Origin of the sequence: Paenibacillus sabinae T27 (genome assembly GCF_000612505.1) — a bacterium.
Classification (GTDB): domain Bacteria; phylum Bacillota; class Bacilli; order Paenibacillales; family Paenibacillaceae; genus Paenibacillus_AQ; species Paenibacillus_AQ sabinae.
Genome location: NZ_CP004078.1, coordinates 2385591 through 2403370, shown reverse-complemented (window position 1 = coordinate 2403370; position 17780 = coordinate 2385591). Strand labels below are relative to the sequence as shown.

19 protein-coding genes and 1 pseudogene are annotated in these 17780 nt (G+C 53.7%); 9 read left to right on the top strand and 11 right to left on the bottom strand.

All coding sequences use genetic code 11. The features are described 5' to 3' along the window. Positions 1-29: 29 nt before the first annotated feature. Positions 30-1322, bottom strand: coding sequence for a 3-phosphoshikimate 1-carboxyvinyltransferase (aroA, locus tag PSAB_RS11020; protein ID WP_025334637.1), 1293 nt, complete (start codon positions 1320-1322; stop codon positions 30-32). A gap of 126 nt (positions 1323-1448) precedes the next feature. Between aroA and PSAB_RS11015 the strand changes: the two genes are divergently transcribed. Next, complete coding sequence (locus PSAB_RS11015; RefSeq protein WP_025334636.1) at positions 1449-1760, top strand: rhodanese-like domain-containing protein; 312 nt, start codon at positions 1449-1451, stop codon at positions 1758-1760. Here PSAB_RS11015 and PSAB_RS11010 read toward each other — a convergent pair. From PSAB_RS11010 to PSAB_RS11000, 3 genes and pseudogenes are all read right to left on the bottom strand, one after another. Then, on the bottom strand, positions 1757-2320 hold the full coding sequence (locus PSAB_RS11010; RefSeq protein WP_025334635.1) for a shikimate kinase: 564 nt from the start codon (positions 2318-2320) through the stop codon (positions 1757-1759). The two genes, PSAB_RS11015 and PSAB_RS11010, sit on opposite strands and share 4 nt — an antisense overlap. 176 nt (positions 2321-2496) lie before the next feature. Then, a pseudogene (gndA, locus tag PSAB_RS11005) lies at positions 2497-3920 on the bottom strand (NADP-dependent phosphogluconate dehydrogenase). Between the two features lie 212 nt (positions 3921-4132). Beyond that, the gene (locus PSAB_RS11000) at positions 4133-4729 is read right to left on the bottom strand and encodes a hypothetical protein (protein WP_025334634.1); all 597 of its coding nucleotides are present in this window, start codon (positions 4727-4729) and stop codon (positions 4133-4135) included. A 284-nt stretch (positions 4730-5013) separates the two neighbouring features. Between PSAB_RS11000 and PSAB_RS10995 the strand changes: the two genes are divergently transcribed. Then, on the top strand, positions 5014-5637 hold the full coding sequence (locus PSAB_RS10995) for a DUF1054 domain-containing protein (protein ID WP_025334633.1): 624 nt from the start codon (positions 5014-5016) through the stop codon (positions 5635-5637). 121 nt (positions 5638-5758) lie between these two features. On the opposite strand, the gene PSAB_RS10990 is transcribed toward PSAB_RS10995, so the two are convergent. After that, complete coding sequence (locus tag PSAB_RS10990; protein ID WP_025334632.1) at positions 5759-7054, bottom strand: MFS transporter; 1296 nt, start codon at positions 7052-7054, stop codon at positions 5759-5761. An 87-nt stretch (positions 7055-7141) separates the two neighbouring features. Here PSAB_RS10990 and PSAB_RS10985 point away from each other — a divergent pair, with 87 nt between their 5' ends. Then, on the top strand, positions 7142-8617 hold the full coding sequence (locus tag PSAB_RS10985) for an aminotransferase class I/II-fold pyridoxal phosphate-dependent enzyme (protein WP_025334631.1): 1476 nt from the start codon (positions 7142-7144) through the stop codon (positions 8615-8617). 196 nt (positions 8618-8813) lie between these two features. On the opposite strand, the gene PSAB_RS10980 is transcribed toward PSAB_RS10985, so the two are convergent. Continuing rightward, on the bottom strand, positions 8814-9170 hold the full coding sequence (locus PSAB_RS10980) for a DUF1292 domain-containing protein (RefSeq protein WP_025334630.1): 357 nt from the start codon (positions 9168-9170) through the stop codon (positions 8814-8816). A 94-nt stretch (positions 9171-9264) separates the two neighbouring features. After that, entirely contained in the window at positions 9265-9822 is a 558-nt protein-coding gene (locus PSAB_RS10975) for a hypothetical protein (RefSeq protein ID WP_025334629.1), read from the bottom strand. A 267-nt stretch (positions 9823-10089) separates the two neighbouring features. Between PSAB_RS10975 and PSAB_RS10970 the strand changes: the two genes are divergently transcribed. Beyond that, positions 10090-10827 (top strand): MBL fold metallo-hydrolase, encoded by a 738-nt coding sequence (locus PSAB_RS10970; protein ID WP_025334628.1) that lies wholly within the window; start codon positions 10090-10092, stop codon positions 10825-10827. Between the two features lie 90 nt (positions 10828-10917). Here PSAB_RS10970 and PSAB_RS10965 read toward each other — a convergent pair whose 3' ends face one another. The 3 genes from PSAB_RS10965 to PSAB_RS10955 form a co-directional block, all read right to left on the bottom strand. Then, on the bottom strand, positions 10918-11154 hold the full coding sequence (locus PSAB_RS10965) for a DUF3892 domain-containing protein (protein WP_025334627.1): 237 nt from the start codon (positions 11152-11154) through the stop codon (positions 10918-10920). Between the two features lie 81 nt (positions 11155-11235). After that, on the bottom strand, positions 11236-11679 hold the full coding sequence (locus PSAB_RS10960; protein ID WP_025334626.1) for a GNAT family N-acetyltransferase: 444 nt from the start codon (positions 11677-11679) through the stop codon (positions 11236-11238). Positions 11680-11818: 139 nt separating this feature from the next. Beyond that, positions 11819-12046: a hypothetical protein gene (locus PSAB_RS10955; protein WP_025334625.1), complete on the bottom strand. Its 228-nt coding sequence runs from the start codon at positions 12044-12046 to the stop codon at positions 11819-11821. Positions 12047-12222: 176 nt separating this feature from the next. Here PSAB_RS10955 and PSAB_RS10950 point away from each other — a divergent pair, with 176 nt between their 5' ends. The 5 genes from PSAB_RS10950 (at position 12223) to PSAB_RS10930 (ending at position 16447) form a co-directional block, all read left to right on the top strand. Then, positions 12223-13146: an AEC family transporter gene (locus PSAB_RS10950; RefSeq protein ID WP_025334624.1), complete on the top strand. Its 924-nt coding sequence runs from the start codon at positions 12223-12225 to the stop codon at positions 13144-13146. A 44-nt stretch (positions 13147-13190) separates the two neighbouring features. Beyond that, positions 13191-13781: a P-loop nucleotide/nucleoside kinase family protein gene (locus tag PSAB_RS10945; RefSeq protein WP_025334623.1), complete on the top strand. Its 591-nt coding sequence runs from the start codon at positions 13191-13193 to the stop codon at positions 13779-13781. A gap of 157 nt (positions 13782-13938) precedes the next feature. After that, entirely contained in the window at positions 13939-14937 is a 999-nt protein-coding gene (locus tag PSAB_RS10940; protein WP_025334622.1) for an ABC transporter substrate-binding protein, read from the top strand. Between the two features lie 3 nt (positions 14938-14940). Next, positions 14941-15651, top strand: a complete 711-nt coding sequence (locus tag PSAB_RS10935; protein ID WP_025334621.1) for a GTP-binding protein — start codon at positions 14941-14943, stop codon at positions 15649-15651. Between the two features lies 1 nt (position 15652). Beyond that, the gene (locus tag PSAB_RS10930; protein WP_038595776.1) at positions 15653-16447 is read left to right on the top strand and encodes an ATP-binding cassette domain-containing protein; all 795 of its coding nucleotides are present in this window, start codon (positions 15653-15655) and stop codon (positions 16445-16447) included. Positions 16448-16593: 146 nt separating this feature from the next. Here the strand turns inward: PSAB_RS10930 and PSAB_RS10925 are convergent, their stop codons facing one another. Beyond that, positions 16594-17775, bottom strand: coding sequence for an NAD(P)-dependent malic enzyme (locus tag PSAB_RS10925; protein WP_144240508.1), 1182 nt, complete (start codon positions 17773-17775; stop codon positions 16594-16596). Positions 17776-17780 lie beyond the last annotated feature (5 nt).

Below are 17780 nucleotides of genomic sequence, written 5' to 3'. Positions count from 1 at the left end.
CCTTTGTTAAGAAGTTCCTTCTGCCGCTTTTATTTTACCCACTCCACATCCGCGCCAAGCGCCTTCAAATGGTCAAAGTACTGCGGATACGATTTGGCTACATGATGCGCATCCTTAATCAGCAGCGGCTTCGCCGCGCGAAGTCCGACGACTGTGAGGGCCATAATGACGCGATGATCGAAGTGCGCGTTGATCGTAACGCCACCTTCGACGCCTTCCGGTCTGCCGTGAACGATGATCTCGTCCCGCCGTTCTTCGACCTTCGCCCCGGCCTTGCTCAGCTCGGCCAAATAATCGGTGATGCGGTCGCATTCCTTGTAGCGTAAATTCTCCACATTATAAAATCTGGAGGTCCCTTCCGCGAACACGGCGGCGGCAACCATAGCCAGCACGGCGTCCGTAGCCGCATCTCCGTCGAATTCGACCGCCTTCAGGCGTTCATTCCCCTGTACGTGCACCGTTCCGTTCTCGTGGGTAAGCGGCACTTCCATCATACGCAGCACGTCGATAATTGCTCTTTCCCCCTGCCGGCTCTTCTCGGCGAGGCGATGAATCTTTACATCGGACTTTGTAACGGCGGCGGCGGCCAGTACGGCTGCCGAGCCGGGGTAATCCCCCTGTACGGTATACGACTTGGCCTCATAAGACTGTCCGCCCGGCACCTTGAACGACATATAATCGTCGGCCGCGTGAACTACGATACCGGCCTGCTCCAGCACCTCCAGCGTCTGGCCTACAACCACTTTCGATTTCAGATCGTTCAGGACGATAATCTCACTGTCTTCCTCAAGCAGCGGCGTCAGAAACAGCAGCGCGCTCAAATACTGGGAGCTGACCGCTCCGGAGACGGTAATGCGTCCCCCTTTGGGGTTGCCGCCCCGGATAGTGATCGGAAGGCGGCCTTCGTTATGCTCGACCTCAACACCGAGCTGGCCGAGGGCGTCGATCAGATCGTCATGGGGACGCTTGCCCAGTGAGTCGGGGTATGTATTCACAAAGGTCACTTCCGGGCACAGGGAAGCTACCGCCATCAGGAAGCGCAGCACGGCGCCGGCATTGCCGACATTGAGCTCCTTAACGTCTTTGGGACGCCGGCCGAAGCCTTTGATGACAATCTTCTCGTCATCCTCCGTAAGCTCGGCTCCCAGATCGCGGATACAGCGGCGGATCGCGTCGCTGTCCTCGCTGTGCGCCGGGTGATAGATGGTGCTGGTTCCTTCGGACAGCGCGGCGACCAGCAGATAGCGCGTTGTATAATTTTTGGAGGAAAGTGCTCCGATTTCCCCGTTTAGTACCGGCGTAGGCCTTACAATAACGTCCATGTTTCTTAGCTCTCCTTATATATTGAATATATTGATTGGTGGATACGGTCACAGTCATCATTTGACAGAGTAATCCGTCCTTATGATATCATTAAACCATTCTCGTCAAGGAAAGAGGTCATATCCATGAATGGTATTCCCCAAATTACCGCCGAGGAATTGCATCAGCGCCTGGAATCCGGCGAAGAATTGGTCCTGATTGATGTCAGAGAAGCCGATGAAGTAGCCCTTGGAATGATTTCGGGCGCTCAGCATATTCCGATGGGCGACATTCCGTACCGCATGTCCGATATCCCCGAGGATGCGGAGGTTGTTTTCATATGCCGTTCCGGCTCCAGAAGCCAGCGGGTATGCGAATATTTGAGCTCCCAGGGTTATGACCGCGTAGCGAACTTCAGCGGCGGCATGATCGGCTGGTACGAGCTGCTGGAGCATTAACCAACATGCTTAAAAGCTAAAACGCGGTAGTGCATTAAAATATCCTGACACACTTGTGCCGCTGTAAGGCTGCTTGTATCCACTGTGCAGTGCGCGAAGCTGTAGGCGTCCTTACGTTCTTCCAGAATGCGTCTGACGCGCTCTTCCGCATTGCCGGCAAGCAGCGGCCGGTTGCTGTCGCCGTTTACACGTGAGATGATCTCCTCCGCCGTTGCTCTGAGCGCTGCGACGACTCCGTTCTCCAGCATCAGCTGTCTGTTCGCCTCGGCCAATACTGCACCTCCGCCCGTGGCGATAACCTGTCCTCCGGTCTGAAGCGTTTCCCGCAAGCTTTCCGTCTCTACTGTCCGGAAGTAGCCTTCTCCATCCTTTTCAAAAATCTCGGCGATGCTTCGCCCTTCCTTACGAACGATCACCTGATCCAGGTCGACCAGTTCAAATCCCAGTTCCTCGGCAAGAATGGCGCCTACCGTCGACTTCCCCGTTCCCATCATTCCGATCAGAATCAGATTTTTGGCGTCCGTTGGCCTGCTCTGCCGCTTCATGTCGTCTGCCGACATAACGATCACCACCCCTAGTTTGAGACTTTATCGTAATTTTAGACATATCATAACACAGGGTGAAAACTCAGCACAATGCTTCGTCCATCCGATTATCCCATGACCTCATAAAAAAGCCCGGAAGAACCGCCAGAAGGCGGACTCTTTCCGGGCTGTGAGGCGTAGTATACTCGACTTTATTCGGATTGCGCTTCGGCGATCCAATCGTGGTGGAAGATGCCTTCCTTGTCCACGCGCTTGAAGGTATGCGCGCCGAAGTAGTCGCGCTGCGCCTGAAGCAGGTTCGCCGGCAGACGCTCCGTGCGGTAGCTGTCGTAGTATGCCAGGGCGCTCGCAAAACCAGGAACCGGAATGCCGCGTGTAACGGCTTCGGCAACCACTTTGCGCCATGCATCCTGGTAAGAAGTCATGACGTCCTTGAAGAACGGATCCAGCAGCAGGTTTTTGAGCTCCGGATTGTTCTCGTAGGCGTCCGTAATGTTTTGCAGGAAGCGGGAACGGATATGCAGCCGCCGCGCCAGATTTTGGCGAGATTGCCGTATTTCAGGTTCCAGCCGTATTCATCGGAAGCGACGCGCAGCTGCGCGAAGCCTTGAGCGTACGACACGATCTTGCTCGCGAACAGCGCTCTGCGGACATTCTCGATGAATTCAGCCTTGTCGCCGCTGAACGGCTCCCCTGCTGGACCGCTCAGCACCTTGCTGGCTTCCACGCGCTCTTCCTTCATCGCGGACAGGAAGCGGGAGAAGACGGATTCGGTGATCATGGACAGCGGCACGCCGAGATCCAGCGAGCTTTGGCTTGTCCATTTGCCGGTGCCTTTTTGGCCCGCCGCGTCAAGAATGACGTCGACCATCGGTTTGCCGGTCTCCGGATCATACTGTGCGAAGATGTCCTTCGTGATCTCGATCAGGTAGCTGTCGAGCTCGCCTTTGTTCCACTCGGCGAAGGTGGCATGCAGTTCTTTTTCATCCAGTCCCACTACGTCCTTGAGCAGCTGATAAGCTTCGCAGATAAGCTGCATATCGCCGTACTCAATGCCGTTATGCACCATTTTGACGTAATGGCCGGCTCCGTCCGGTCCGATATATGTACAGCAAGGTTCTCCGTCCACTTTGGCCGAGATTGCTGTGAGGATCGGTTCTACCAATTGATATGCGCTTTCCTGACCGCCAGGCATAATGGAAGGTCCTTTGAGCGCGCCTTCTTCGCCGCCGGATACGCCGGTGCCGATAAAGCGGAAGCCCTTCTCTTCGAGTTCCTTGTTACGGCGAACCGTATCCGGGAAGTAGGCGTTGCCGCCGTCGATGATGATATCGCCTTGATCCAGATGCGGAATCAGTTGCTCGATCGTTGCATCCGTCGCTTTGCCCGCCTGAACCATAATCAGGATTTTGCGCGGAGTTTCCAGCGATTGCACAAATTCTTCAACGGAGAAAGTGCCTGTCAAATTCTTGCCTTCTGCTTCTTTGAGAAGATCATGCGTCTTCTCGGGGGAACGATTGTATACCGATACGGTAAAGCCTCTGCTCTCGATGTTAAGAGCCAAATTTTTGCCCATTACAGCCAGGCCTATGACGCCGATTTGTTGTTTTGCCATCTGGTCCTCCACCCTTTTTACACTTTTAATTTTGTGTGAAGCATCAAGAGATCAATTTCATTGACAAAATGCATCTTTGATGAAATTTGACTCGCAACGTAACCATTCTAACGTTTTTTTCACCAGAAGTGAACCCCTAAGGGAAATTGCCTCGCAAATCGAAGACACCCCTTTGCCAGAGGTGCCCGAATCATGCTTGATAAGAACTGTATCTACCATTCCAATTTCGTTAATTCCTTCATCAAAAATGTGAGTTTTTCCTTGGAAAGCTTTGCCTGCTGCTCGTCCTTGCGGGCCAAAGCGGCGCTTAGCCGGTCCAGCTCCTCGTCGACTTCGATTCTGCGCTCGCGGATTCGCTCTTCGCCCAGTGTTGAGTAGAACATTTTCGTAAGTTCCTGATCGGACAGCATAGGGCCTTTCTGATAGAGCACCCTCTGCTGATAGCCGGATATCTCCACCAGGCGGATGACCTCGCCGAACAGGATGTTCTCGATGATGATTTGACGATCGCGGAACCGCTTGACGATGGCATGCCCGCGCATATCGCCAATCAGCTTCTCCATCCATTCCGCCAGTCGGGCATCGCGAATCATGTAATCGCCCACCAGCTTGTAACCGTCCCTGATCCGCTGAAAACGGAGCTTGATAAGCTTGCGCCCGGTACGGACCGATATGACAAAAAGATTATCGCTCTCGCTCCAGTATAAGGAATAGCCTTCCTGGATCAAATCCTTGATCAGATTCTGAATATGCATACGGTCAAACCGGAGCTCCAAATTGCAGTACTCCACCTCGTCGTTCTTATTCACGGCACTCCCTCCTCTATGCCTTGGGATAGCAAAACCGACCTTGTCATTTGCGTCTTGTGTGTTTACGGAAGCCGTGACTGCCGCCGGTAAACACAAGCGGCCGCGGGTAAAGATTCTTTGCGTTAAGCCTACACTTATTTTATACTTCAGTTTATGTAGCGGGAACTTGGTTTATTGACTATTTTTACCCGCTCCCACAACATTCCAAACGCTTTTGCCGCGGATAAATAGCGCGCATTATAGCGAAATCGGAACATTCGCATAGAGCTTAGAGGTGACAGGATTTGACGTTTAACGGATTTACAGCAGAAGATTTCGAAGTATTTGCCATAGGCGGCCTGGAACCGCGGATGGAGGCTCTCATCTCCAGGGTACGGCCCAAGCTGACGGCGCTCGGCGACGAAGTCGCCCCGTTTCTTTCCGCCTTAAGCGGGGAAGAAATGTACCCTTATGTGGCCAAGCACGCCCGGCGAACGGTGCATCCGCCAAATGATACCTGGGTGGCCTGGGGGCCCGGAAAAAGAGGCTACAAAGCGCTCCCCCATTTCCAGACGGGAATGTTTCACAGCCATCTGTTTATCGTGTTCGCCATCATTTATGAGAGTTCGAACAAGATTATTTTCGCCGATGCGCTCTCCGGCAGCATTTCTGAAGTCCGTAATCAGCTGCCGGGAAATTATTTCTGGTCTACGGACCATCTGGACCCGCACGGAACCCCGCAATCGGACATGGACGATGAACAGTTCGCCCGGTTGACGCGCCGTCTCAAGGAGGTCAAGAAAGCGGAGGTCACCTGCGGCCTGCGGATAGAAAGCAGCGATCCCGTTCTTCGGGACGGCCCAGCGCTTCTCAAGATCATCGAACAAACCTTCGAGACGCTGCTGCCGCTGTACCGGATGGCGTTCTAAGGGGATTTTTTCATCCCCCGGATTTCTTCAAAAAAGAAAGGCAAAAACCGCCCGCTCACCGTAACATAGGAGAGCGGGCGGTTTGTATTTGGGGCACGGCTTTCAGGGGGAAGCTCCACGCTCAAGACCGCGTTAACTGGAGTGCCTCGTTTTTCCGTTTGGTGCGGCGAACAATCGCCAGGTGAAGGAAGAACAGCAGCACCATGACAAATGAGCTGGCTATAAAGGGTACGCCGTGCCCGACCGAATCCCAAAGCTTGCCCGATACGATGGGACCGGCCACCATACCGGAGCCCTGTAGGGTAAGAAATATTCCCCATACCGTTCCGCGTTCGCCTTTGGGCACCTGCTTGGCTATGAAGGCGTTCCATGCGGGCAGGATACAAGCATAGCTGATCCCGACCAGAGCGACAACCACGAAGACATACGGTAGGCTGCGTACGTGAGCAAAGGTGGCGAGCGAAGCAGCGGCCAGCAGGAAGCCGGTATTGAGAAACGCCTCAGTGCCGATCCGGTCGACCAGCTTGCCCGCCGGAACCAGAGCCAGCACGGTGATTCCGCCGCCGGCAATCAGCAGGAGATTGAACTGGATCGGCGATAAATGCAGCTCCGTCCGGGTGAACAGAGTGACGACCGGCGTCATCAGCCCGATGGCGAACGCCTGCAGGAACAAAGCCGGGTACAGCAGACGGCTGACCCTCAGCGATTGTTTAAGCTGAAGCAACGTCCGCTTCAGACTCGCGAGCGGGGACAGCTTCGGACGGGCCGCTTCCGGTGCTTGGGTTCCGCGCGTCACGGCATGTACCCCATGGCCGATCCGGGCGGGGAGCAGCAGGGCGACGGCGACTACGGCCGCTGCAAAGCCCAGGAGCACGAAGAATACGGCGCGGTAGCTTTGGTGGCCGTGGTCCATCAGGAAGTTGACCGTGATCGGGCCGATGCCCGTACCGGCCAGAGAGGCCATCTCCACGGCGCCCATGGCCGCGCCGCTGCTGCCGCTCTTGGTAGAAACGGCCAGCTCGGTTACGCCCGTCATGACGCACGGCCAGAGCGGGGATGTGCCGATCCCTAAGATCAGGCAGGCCAGCGACAGAGACGCCGCATCTTTGGCGTAAATAATAAGGATTACGGCTACCGCGATCAAGAGCAGCGCTCCGGTCATAGTCCAGCGGTACCCGATCCGTTCCATGATCCAGCCCGAAGGGCCGCGAAAGAGATTGTCGCCGAGATACTGCAGCGCAAAGGCAAGTCCGACTACCGTGACGGACAGCCCAAGAACGTTCTCCATATAGACAGGAAGCAGTGCGACAAGCAGTGATCCCTTCACAAATTCAACCAAAAAAATGATAAACCACATCTCGATTATGAACGGCGACGCCAGACTGATATGCGTGCGCTGCTGGGTATTTGCAGGCATTACATCACATCCTAGTATTATGATGATTGTTTTGTTATACTTCTCTTTGTTTGCGACTTCAGTTATAGAAAGGTTGTGGGAGTATTAATGGATCAATCGCTTACCCCTCTCTTCACGGCTCTAAAAAAGCACGCTGCCGGAAATCCGGTGCAATTTCATATTCCCGGTCATAAAAAAGGTGCCGGAACCGATCCCGAGTTCAGGGAATTCATCGGTGATAACGCCTTTTCCATAGATCTGATCAATATTGCACCGCTTGACGACCTGCATCAGCCCAAAGGCGTGATCGCCCAGGCACAGAACCTGGCGGCGGAAGCGTTTGGAGCGGACTATACTTATTTTAGCGTTCAGGGCACAAGCGGAGCCATCATGACGATGATTCTGTCGGTCTGCTCTCCAGGGGAGAAGATTATCGTGCCCCGCAATGTCCACAAATCGGTCATGTCCGCCATTATCTTCTCGGGGGCAAAGCCGATTTTTGTCTCTCCCGTACAGGATGAGAATCTCGGCATCGACCACGGCATTACGACCAGTTCGCTCAAACGGGCCCTGCAGCGTCATCCGGACGCCAAAGGGGTGCTTGTCATCAATCCGACCTATTTCGGGATATGCACCGATCTTCGATCGATCGTCGATCTGGCCCACAGCTACGGCGTTCCCGTGCTTGTTGATGAGGCCCACGGGGTGTTGATCCATTTCCACGAGGAGCTGCCGATGTCGGCCATGCAGGCCGGAGCCGATATGGCTGCCACAAGCGTTCATAAGCTCGGCGGCTCCATGACCCAAAGCTCCGTACTTAACGTCAACGCCGATACCGGTTTTATTAATCCGCAGCGCGTACAGACGATGCTCAGTATGCTGACGACAACGTCGACTTCGTACGTCTTGCTGGCATCTCTCGACACGGCTAGACGCCAGCTTGCCCTCCATGGCCATGACATGGCTTCTAGAGCAATTGAGCTTGCCAACTATGCGAGAGAAGCGGTTAACGAACTTGAAGGCCTGTACAGCTTCGGCAATGAAATTCTCGGCACGGAAGCTACCTTCGACCATGACCCTACCAAGCTGAGTATTCACGTGCGCCATCTGGGCATCACGGGCTGGGAAGCAGAGAACTGGCTGCGCGAGAAATATAATATTGAAGTTGAAATGAGCGACATGTATAACATTCTTTGCCTAATCACGCCGGGAGATACCCAACAATCGGTCGACAAGCTGTTGTCGGCACTGCGGGTGCTCTCCGCCATCCATTACGGCAAAGGCGACATCTACGAGCTTAAAGTCCAGGTTCCCGAGATTCCGCAGCTTGCGCTTACTCCGCGCGACGCCTTCTATGCGGACACGGAGCTTGTCCCGTTCAAGGAATCGGCCGACCGGATTATCGCGGAGTTCATTTATGTGTATCCACCGGGTATTCCAATCCTGCTCCCTGGAGAAGTTATTACCCAGGATAACATCGATTATATCCTCGACCATGTGGAGATCGGCCTGCCGGTCAAGGGGCCGGAGGATCGCACTCTTACTCATGTTAAAGTTATCGTCGAGGCCGACCCGATTTTTTAATATATCCCGAATTAAGGTGCTTCACCTTTATGCCAGCCCTCTATCCCGGACAGAAGCGGCTGCCTGATAGCGATACTCAGTTGAGCTGCTTCCCGCTTGATCTACCAAATAAAAACCCGATACCTGATCGTAGGTATCGGGTTTTCTTGAATTGGCGCCGGGATGTTCCCGGGCTTCTTCTATATCTCGTCCGAATTTATCCTTGCTGTGCAATCAGCTCTTGATAAGCCGCTTCTACAGCTTTCCATTCCGCTTCGTCTTCGATATTGTAAAGCACCATTTCTTCGTCTTCTTCTTCCATGCGGAGAATGATGCCGTCGGCTTCGGGGTTCTCGCGTTCCAGCAGCAGCGCATAGAGCTTGTCGGCTACGTCGAACGTTTCCACCAGCACCATTTCCACATCTTCGCCCTGCTCGTTAGTCAAAGTCAACACAAACTCCTCATGCTCATGGTCGTGTCCGCAGCCGCATCCATCATGATCATGGCTGTGCCCATGATGATGGCCATGTCCGCCGCAGCATTCTCCGCCATGCTCATGTTTGTGATCGCTCATTAAAATACCTCGCTTTGAATTGAATTATCCTACATTTGGTATGGTAACACGTAAGACGAGCCCAGGTCAATTTACTGACACTCAAGGCAAAGCGTTAATCGAGCGCAGTGATGACCTTCTCGGACACGAGCGCGTAATCGCCGTTTCGGGTCGCTTTCATGTAAAAGCCTACCTGGTACTTGCCTTTCTCCTTGAAATCGTACGTAATTTCTTTCGTCGAGAACCAGAAGTTATCCTTCTGTGCGCCGTCCAAGTCCCTGGAGTCAAGGTCCTTGACGTTGCCCGAAGGATCAGTAATCGATATTTTAACGCCCGCGATATCGTCGGTCAGGCTGTCCACCTGGCACAGCGCTTTAAATTTCAGTTTGCCCACATTAACGTTGCCAAATATGGTGTCGCCCTTGAAAAGGGATATATGAACATTCGGTTTAAGAATCTTCACCTTGCCAGAGTCGCTCCAGATCACCAGCCCGTCGATTTCACGAGCGGGTATATAGGTTTTACCATCAATAAAGTACCCTCCGTCGGATAACTCCTTGCCGTTGCTCCATACGCGCACTTTTTGATATACCGAATCGGCAAACAGCACCGAACCGCCCATCAGGGAAAATGCCAACACGCACACAGCCACTTTTCTCCATCTTTTATTCATCGCCGTTCGTACCTCCATACTAATTCATGCTGTTAATATATACTTCATACGTATAGGCAAGTTGCGCCCGACCCGGCAAAATTTTCTTCCGTTTCGCATAAGGGCGTTTTTCTTGGTGCAATATGGATAAAATGAGAGAGGACGCCATAAAATCCGTGTCATACAGCCGATTTATCAAGAGCTTAGATTTGGATTAAATAACTTCATTCTGCGTTTACAAAAGGCTGATATGATAATACAGATGGCTAACCCGGGAGGTATACAGGAATGACCGTCAAAATGCAAATGCTCGGAACGGGCAGCGCCTTCGCCAAAAATTATTTCAACAATAACGCCCTGCTGCTGGGCAGCGGCTACAACCTGCTGATCGACTGCGGCATTACCGCTCCACTGGCCATGCATGAGCTGGGACGTTCGTTCGAGGAGATCGACGCGGTCCTGATCACGCATCTGCATGCCGACCACGTTGGCGGACTGGAAGAGCTGGCCCTGACGCTTAGACATAAAACGGGCCGCAAAATGACGCTTCTGCTCGCCGAAGCTCTCGTCGATCCATTGTGGGAGCATACTCTGATGGGCGGATTGTACCAAGAGGGTATAACGACTTCGCTGGACGATGTCTTTCATGTCCGTCCCCTGCACCCGGATACGAATTACTCGCTCTCGCCGGAGATTAGCGTTCATCTTCTTCGGACACCCCACATACCGGGGAAAGACAGCTATTCACTTCTGCTAAACGAGGAAATATTTTATAGCGCCGATATGACATTCGAGCCAAAGCTGCTGACCGGTCTTGTGCGAAACCGCGGATGCCGCAAAATTTATCATGACTGCCAGCTGGAAGGCCCGGGAGTCGTACATACAACCCTCAATGAGCTGAAGAGTCTTCCGGAGGACATCCGCAGCAGAATCTCCTTGATGCATTACGGCGACGAGAAGCCGGATTATATCGGGCGGACAGCGGGAATGGATTTTTTGGAACAGCATGTAATTTACGAACTATAAAAAACCAAGAAGGTTCTGGCCCGCCACTTCCCCATCTTTTGCAATTAAAAAAGGGACTGCCCCGGGGCAGTCCCTGTCATTTCGCTGCGCTTAGAACAGCGGTAGCTGGTCAAGATTGTTGGTCGGATCGCCGTCGGCATCCCCTCTGATATGGGGAGCTCCGTCCTTGCCTTTAAATATATTGACGCCGGCTATCGCTCCGGCCTGAATTTCCTGAAGAGCCTGTTCATAGCTCAGCACGCGACCCGTAGAGGTCTGAAACGAAGTCAGATCTCCGTCACCGTTTTTTTGAACCGCCACAAAACGTTCCCGTTCTCCGTTCACCATCTGGACAATCTCCTTTATTGCAAATTTGCCAATAATCAGGCAACTCCTAGTTTGTCCGAAGAACAGGACGGATATGCGGACCTATAATTTTTTTTGCATCCGTACGTGCAGGATTCCGGCATCATAGAACGGCTTCTCGGAAACAACCTCGTAACCGAGCCTCCGGTAGAACGATTCGGCCTGGCACTGTCCGTCAAGGATGGACGTTTCGAGCCCAAGCTCCCGGGCCAGCTCTTCCAGTGCGAGCATCAGCACCCGCCCATAGCCCTTTACTCTATATTCCTTCAGCACAGCGATCCGCTGCATTTTGGCGGCTCCCTCGCGGTAATAGGTCAATCTTCCCGTGGCAACGGGAACCCCGTCGTCTATGATCAGCAAGTGATGGGCATCGGGGCCAATCACATCGAAACCGTCGATTTCTTCTTCCACGGGAACCTTTTGCTCCTCTACAAACACCTTTTTGCGGATCTCCAGCCCCTGCTGCAGCTGCTCCCCAGTTGTCACACGCACAATCTCCGCCGCCATGAATATGGTTGCTCCCCTCTATGGTCTCGATGTTGTCAATCAAACTATTATACTGAATATCGTTTGAGCTGTATAGCCGAAAGAGAAGGAGCGCGGGAACGCGTTCCCTCTGAAGTTATCGGCAGCTTACAGGCCGTTATCAGCGGTCCGTGTATACATCCTCAGGAATGGATTTCGAGTATACGTCCTGAAGCACAGGCGCCAGAGGATCGCGTTCACCTAGCCCTCTTCCAGGATTCGTGCTTGTTATATCCAATGAATCGGGAAGAGCTGGAGCGGTAGACAGCCCAGCGGGATAGATGCATCCGGAGGCGGCAATAAGCAGCGCGGCGAAGACCGCGGCCAGACCCAGTTGTCTTTTCTTCATCATGCGGCTCCTTTACTCGGATTTACCTTTCCAGGTTTGTCCAATAGTTTTAACGAAACCGGTTCATTTTATAACCCGCCCTACTCTCTGGCAAAATCAAGTTATGCTATAATAGCTACGTTTGATTGTACTTATACGACTATGATTATACTTTTATATTGAAAAGAGCTGATTTCGTGATAGGTGAGATTTTGCTTCAGGTTGTGCTTCCTGTATTTATACTGATAGGCGCCGGATCGCTGCTGCAGCGGCTGTTTCGGCTGGATTTGTATACGCTGGCCAAAATCAACTTCTACTACATAACGCCCGCCGCCGTGTTTATGAGCATGTACCTCTCCAAAATGTCGGCTTCCCTCCTCGGCCTGGTGGTCGGCTTCTATGCGCTTTACATAGGCATTCTGTATATTGTTTCCTTTACGCTTACACGTTCGTTAAAATATTCCACAAGCATGAAAGCCGCGTTCACGAACAGCGTGATTCTCGATAACGCCGGAAATTACGGCATGCCGGTCAATGAGCTGGCTTTTCACGGGGATTCTCTCGCCGCTTCGCTTCAATCGCTGATTATGGCGCTGCAAAGCCTGCTCACTTTTACATATGGCGTCATGTCCATCCAGCGGGCCAAGCTGAAAGGCAATTACCGGATCGTCATTATCGGCTTTCTGAAAATGCCCGTTCCTTATGCGCTGGTGCTGGGATTAGTGTTTCACGCTTTCTCCGTGCCTTTGCCGCTGTTCATTTCGAAACCGCTCACTTACGCCCAGGAATCAATGGTTGCCGTCGCACTGCTTACGCTTGGAGCACAAATTGTCAAATATCCGATTCGCCTTGCCCGGCTTGATCTTTATCTGAGCCTTCTCCTGCGCTTGCTTGCCGCTCCAACGATTGGCATTCTGCTTGTGCTTGCGCTTGGGATCAAAGGCATTCCCGCCCAGGCTCTGATTATCGCTTCCGGTATGCCGACCGGCGTCAACGCTTCGCTGCTGGCTGAGGAATATGGCAACGAGCCGGACTTCGCGGCCCAGACCGTGCTCATTTCAACGCTGCTGAATGTCGTTACGATTACCGGTCTGATTTCGGTGGCCCGAATGTTGGGGTAAGAAATCCGATTCACTTTCATATAAGAGATAGGGAGGAACAGACCATGAATAAGCTTGTATTTTTTCTCGGGGGAGCGGGAGCCGGCAAGACCACACTCGCCAAGGCGCTGGCAGCAAGACGAAAAATCGCCTTCTTCGACATGGATATCCTGCTGCGGCCTGCGGCAGACGCGATTATGACACTTCACGGACTGGACCCCTCCGACCGCGATTCACAGGAATACAAGAAGCTGTGCCGCGATTTGGGGTACCGGATTACGATGGACGCCGCGCTGGACAACGTCAAGCTGAATGTCGACAGCGTGGTTGTCGGCCCTTTTACAAAAGAAGCCGAGGATGAAGGATGGATTGCGCGCGAGCTGGCCCGGATCGGACGTTCGCTGTCTGATGTCGAGGTTAAAGCGGTCGTGGTCCGCCTGTCCGATGAGAGGCTGTACAAGGAGAGAATTACAGCAAGAGGCTCCGCCCTGGATGATTGGAAGCTGCGCCACTGGGATGATTTCCGCACCTCGCTTGGTGCACGCACGGTAAAATGGCCGCTTCCCTCTTCCTCCATCCTGTACTTTGACAATTCCGGTTCGGACCCGGACCTTGCTGCGGACGTCGTAGAGCGTTTCGTCTACCCGGAGGAATAAGGCGTCACCCTTCCAGGTTTTAGATGAAGAGAATGCGGGAATGTTTGTAGTATTGTCAAACATTTTGACCTTGTGCAAATTGTGAAACAATTCACCGCTAATTATAATTAAACATAACTTACAAGCGCGTCTTCCAACGAAGGCAAGGAGAGGATGAATGAATATGAAATCCGAAACGGCACAAGTCAAAGAAAGATTGCCCCGCCACCTGCTTGCCATGCTGCCCTGCCCGCTTAAGGTGCCTATTGAAGAAACATTTTTGCACCAGCAGAGCTCGGGGCTCTGGTCCGAGCTGGACCCGGAAGAGCTGGCATTTGAAGGAAATGCCAATCAAAGCGACTTCTATAAGACAGTGGATCAGTTTGATTCCGCGGACGAACTGCCGGATGTCGTGATTACACCGGGAATCAGCAGCTTTTTCCATCCGGACTTCCGCACCCGGTTTCTTGATCATGACGTATTCGCCGACGCCGCCGAATACGTGCCTAATGAGCGGTTCGCGGAAATCGGAATGAAGGACCCGACAGGCAGGGTAACGCTGATGTGCGTGAATCCGCTCGTCATCGTCGCAGACAAAGCCCGGCTGGGCGATACGCCCGAACCGCGTTCATGGAGCGACCTGCTGAATCCGGTCTACCGGAAGCAGGTGACGATGAGAGGCCATAACGGAACCTTTTGCGAGACGGTGCTGCTGACTATCGGACAGTGCTTCGGCCAGGATACGCTGACCGGGCTTGGACGTTCGGTTCGCCAGGGACTCCACCCGGGTCAAATGGCAAAGCTGGCGGGAACCGACAACGAGGCGGGAACGGCTCTTTACGTCATGCCGTATTTTTATGCAAATATGATCCGTAAACGGGATAAGGTCAATATTATCTGGCCCGAGGAAGGCGCGATTGCAAGTCCGGTCTTCCTGCTGGCCAAGAAGAATGCTACGGAAGGCGGACGCCGGCTGGCTTCCTTCTTCACAGGCGAAGAGACGGCCCGGCTCTGCGAACAGGCCTTCTTCCCTTCCCCGCATCCTTCTGCTTCGTCTTCGGTCCCTGATCGCAAGCTGCTGTGGATGGGTTGGGACCTTGTCTGGAACCGGGATATCCAGGCTTTGACGGACGCTGCCAACTCCGCCTTCAACAAAGGCTTTGCAGAGGAGGTCTGACCGATGAAGCTCATAACCGTGGCCGGCCCGCCGTCGAGCGGCAAAACCTCCATGCTTCTACGTGTGATTGATTGGCTAAAGGAGCAGGGACTTCAAGCGGGGGTCGTCAAATTCGACTGCGTCGCGTCCAAGGATGATGAGCGCTACCGTGCCAAAGATGTTCCGGTGCTTCTTGGTCTTGCCGGCAATTTGTGCCCGGATCATTATTTTGTGACCAATATTGAAGCCTGTGTCCGCTGGGGGCAGTCGCTGGAGCTGGATATTCTGATCAGCGAAAGCGCAGGACTGTGCAATCGCTGCTCCCCGTTCATCCGCCACGCGCTGGCGGTCTGTGTGATTGATAATTTATCGGGGGCGAATACCCCGACCAAAATGGGGCCTCTGCTCAAGCAGGCCGATATCGTCGCCATTACCAAAGGCGACATTGTATCCCAAGCCGAGCGTGAAGTGTTTCAGTATCAGGTGCGTAAAGTGAATTCCAAAGCCGAGGTGCTCCAGATCAACGGCCTGACCGGTCAAGGCAAGGAGCGACTTGGTGCTCTGCTGAAGCAGGCGCAGGATATCGACACCCTTGAAGGGCGGAAGCTCCGGTTCTCGATGCCTGCGGCGGTCTGTTCCTACTGCCTGGGCGAAACGAAAATCGGCAGCGATTACCAGATGGGCAACGTCAAGAGCATTGCGATACCGGACGTCCCACGCCCGGAGGTGAGTTAAGATGACGGACAGCATTGAGTCCATTACGATTCTGGGGGGCCGTTCCAAGTCAGGCAGCCCCGAGGATGTCAATCTAAGGCTGGTACCAGGCCATCTTGTGGCCGTGGTGGGGCCGACCGGCTCTGGGAAGAGCAGGCTGCTGGCCGATATCGAATATATTGCCCAGCGGGATACGCCGAGCGGGCGCTGCATCCTGATTAACGATCAGCCTCCTGCTCCCGAGCTCAGGTTCGCCTGGGGCAGAAAGCTGATCGCACAGCTGTCCCAGAACATGAACTTTGTGATGGACGCTACGGTAGCGGAATTTATCGCCATGCATGCGGAGTGCCGCGACACCCGTTTCGAAGAAGCGGGACTTGCGAATCTCATCGACAGCGTCGTCGCTCAGGCCAACCGGCTGACCGGGGAGCCGATTGTTTCGGACACTCCGCTCACCGCGCTGAGCGGCGGCCAGTCGCGGGCCCTGATGATCGCGGATACCGCGATTCTGTCTGACAGCCCAATTGTGCTCATCGACGAAATCGAGAACGCGGGGATCGACCGCAGACAGGCACTGGACATCCTCGTGCAGAATCAGAAGATTGTGCTGATGGCGACCCACGACCCGATTCTGGCGCTGCTCGCTCACAGCCGGATTATCCTGAAGAGCGGCGGCATCGCCGATGTCCTTCGCAGCGACGAGGGCGAATCCGAGCTGCTGGAAGAGCTGCAGAAGGCGGACGCCGCCATCATGGCAGTCCGCGAGAAGCTCCGCCGGGGCGAGCGGCTGGGAAGCGCCGCGTTCAAGATCTCCTGACTTACCGCGGCTTTAGGATTCATTTTCTCTTCCTTTTGAAGCCGCATAAATAAAAAGCGAACCGGCCCATCGTTGGCCGGTTCGCTTTTTATATTGATAAAGTCAAACCTCGTTCATTCGGCAGAATGTGCTGCCTTTCACTTGAGTTAGTACACGCTGGTCAGCGCTTTTTTCCGGGCAACGCCGGTTCGGATAGCCGCTTCGGCTACTGCTTTTCGAATGCATTCCACAACCCGCTTGTCGAAAGCATTGGGAATGATGAAATGCTCGTTCAGCTCGGATTCGTCGACCGCCGACGCGATCGCTTCCGCAACCGCAAGCTTCATTTCGTCGTTAATGTCGGTGGCGCCGCAGTCTAGAGCCCCCCGGAATATGCCCGGGAAGCAAAGCACATTGTTAATCTGGTTCGGATAATCGGAGCGACCCGTCGCCATAACCTTGACATACGGGGCCGCAAGAGCGGGATCGATCTCCGGTGTCGGATTGGCCATGGCGAATACGATCGGATCTTTGGCCATATTTTGAACATCCTCGACTTTTAGCACGTTCGGTGCGGAAACCCCGATAAATACATCCGCTTCCTTGATGCAGTCGGACAAAGAGCCTTGCTCCAAATGGGGATTGCTGATCTGTGCAAATTCGGTCCAGTGATGCTTGTCGTACACATTCTGGCGGTTAATCGCGCCTTCCCGGTCGACGCCGATCAGATTTTCGGCTCCTGCGCCCAGCAGCATTTTTGCGATCGATATGCCTGCCGCTCCGCAGCCGTTTACGACAATTTTGACGTCCCTGATGTCTTTGTCTACTACCTTCAGCGCGTTAAGCAGTCCGGCCAGCACCACAATCGCCGTACCATGCTGATCGTCGTGAAATACCGGAATATCCAGCTCTTCCTTGAGACGGCGCTCAATTTCGAAGCAGCGGGGAGAAGAAATATCCTCCAGATTGATGCCTCCGAACGTGGGAGCCAGCGCCTTGACGATCGCGATAATCTCTTCCGTGCTCTTCGTGTCCAGGCAGATCGGCACCGCATCCACATCGGCAAACTGTTTGAACAGCGCGGCTTTTCCTTCCATGACCGGCATGGCCGCTCTCGGTCCGATATCCCCAAGCCCCAGTACCGCCGTACCGTCGCTGATGACCGCCACTGTATTTTTTTTCGTAGTCAGCTCATATGCTTTATCCTGATCCGAAGCGATGGCTTGACATACCTTGGCAACACCCGGTGTATAGACCTTGGCCAAATCCTCCATCGATTCGATTGGATGCTTCAAAGTTGTTTCTAACTTGCCGCCTTGGTGAAGCAGCATGATTTCCTCCACATTCATGGTTA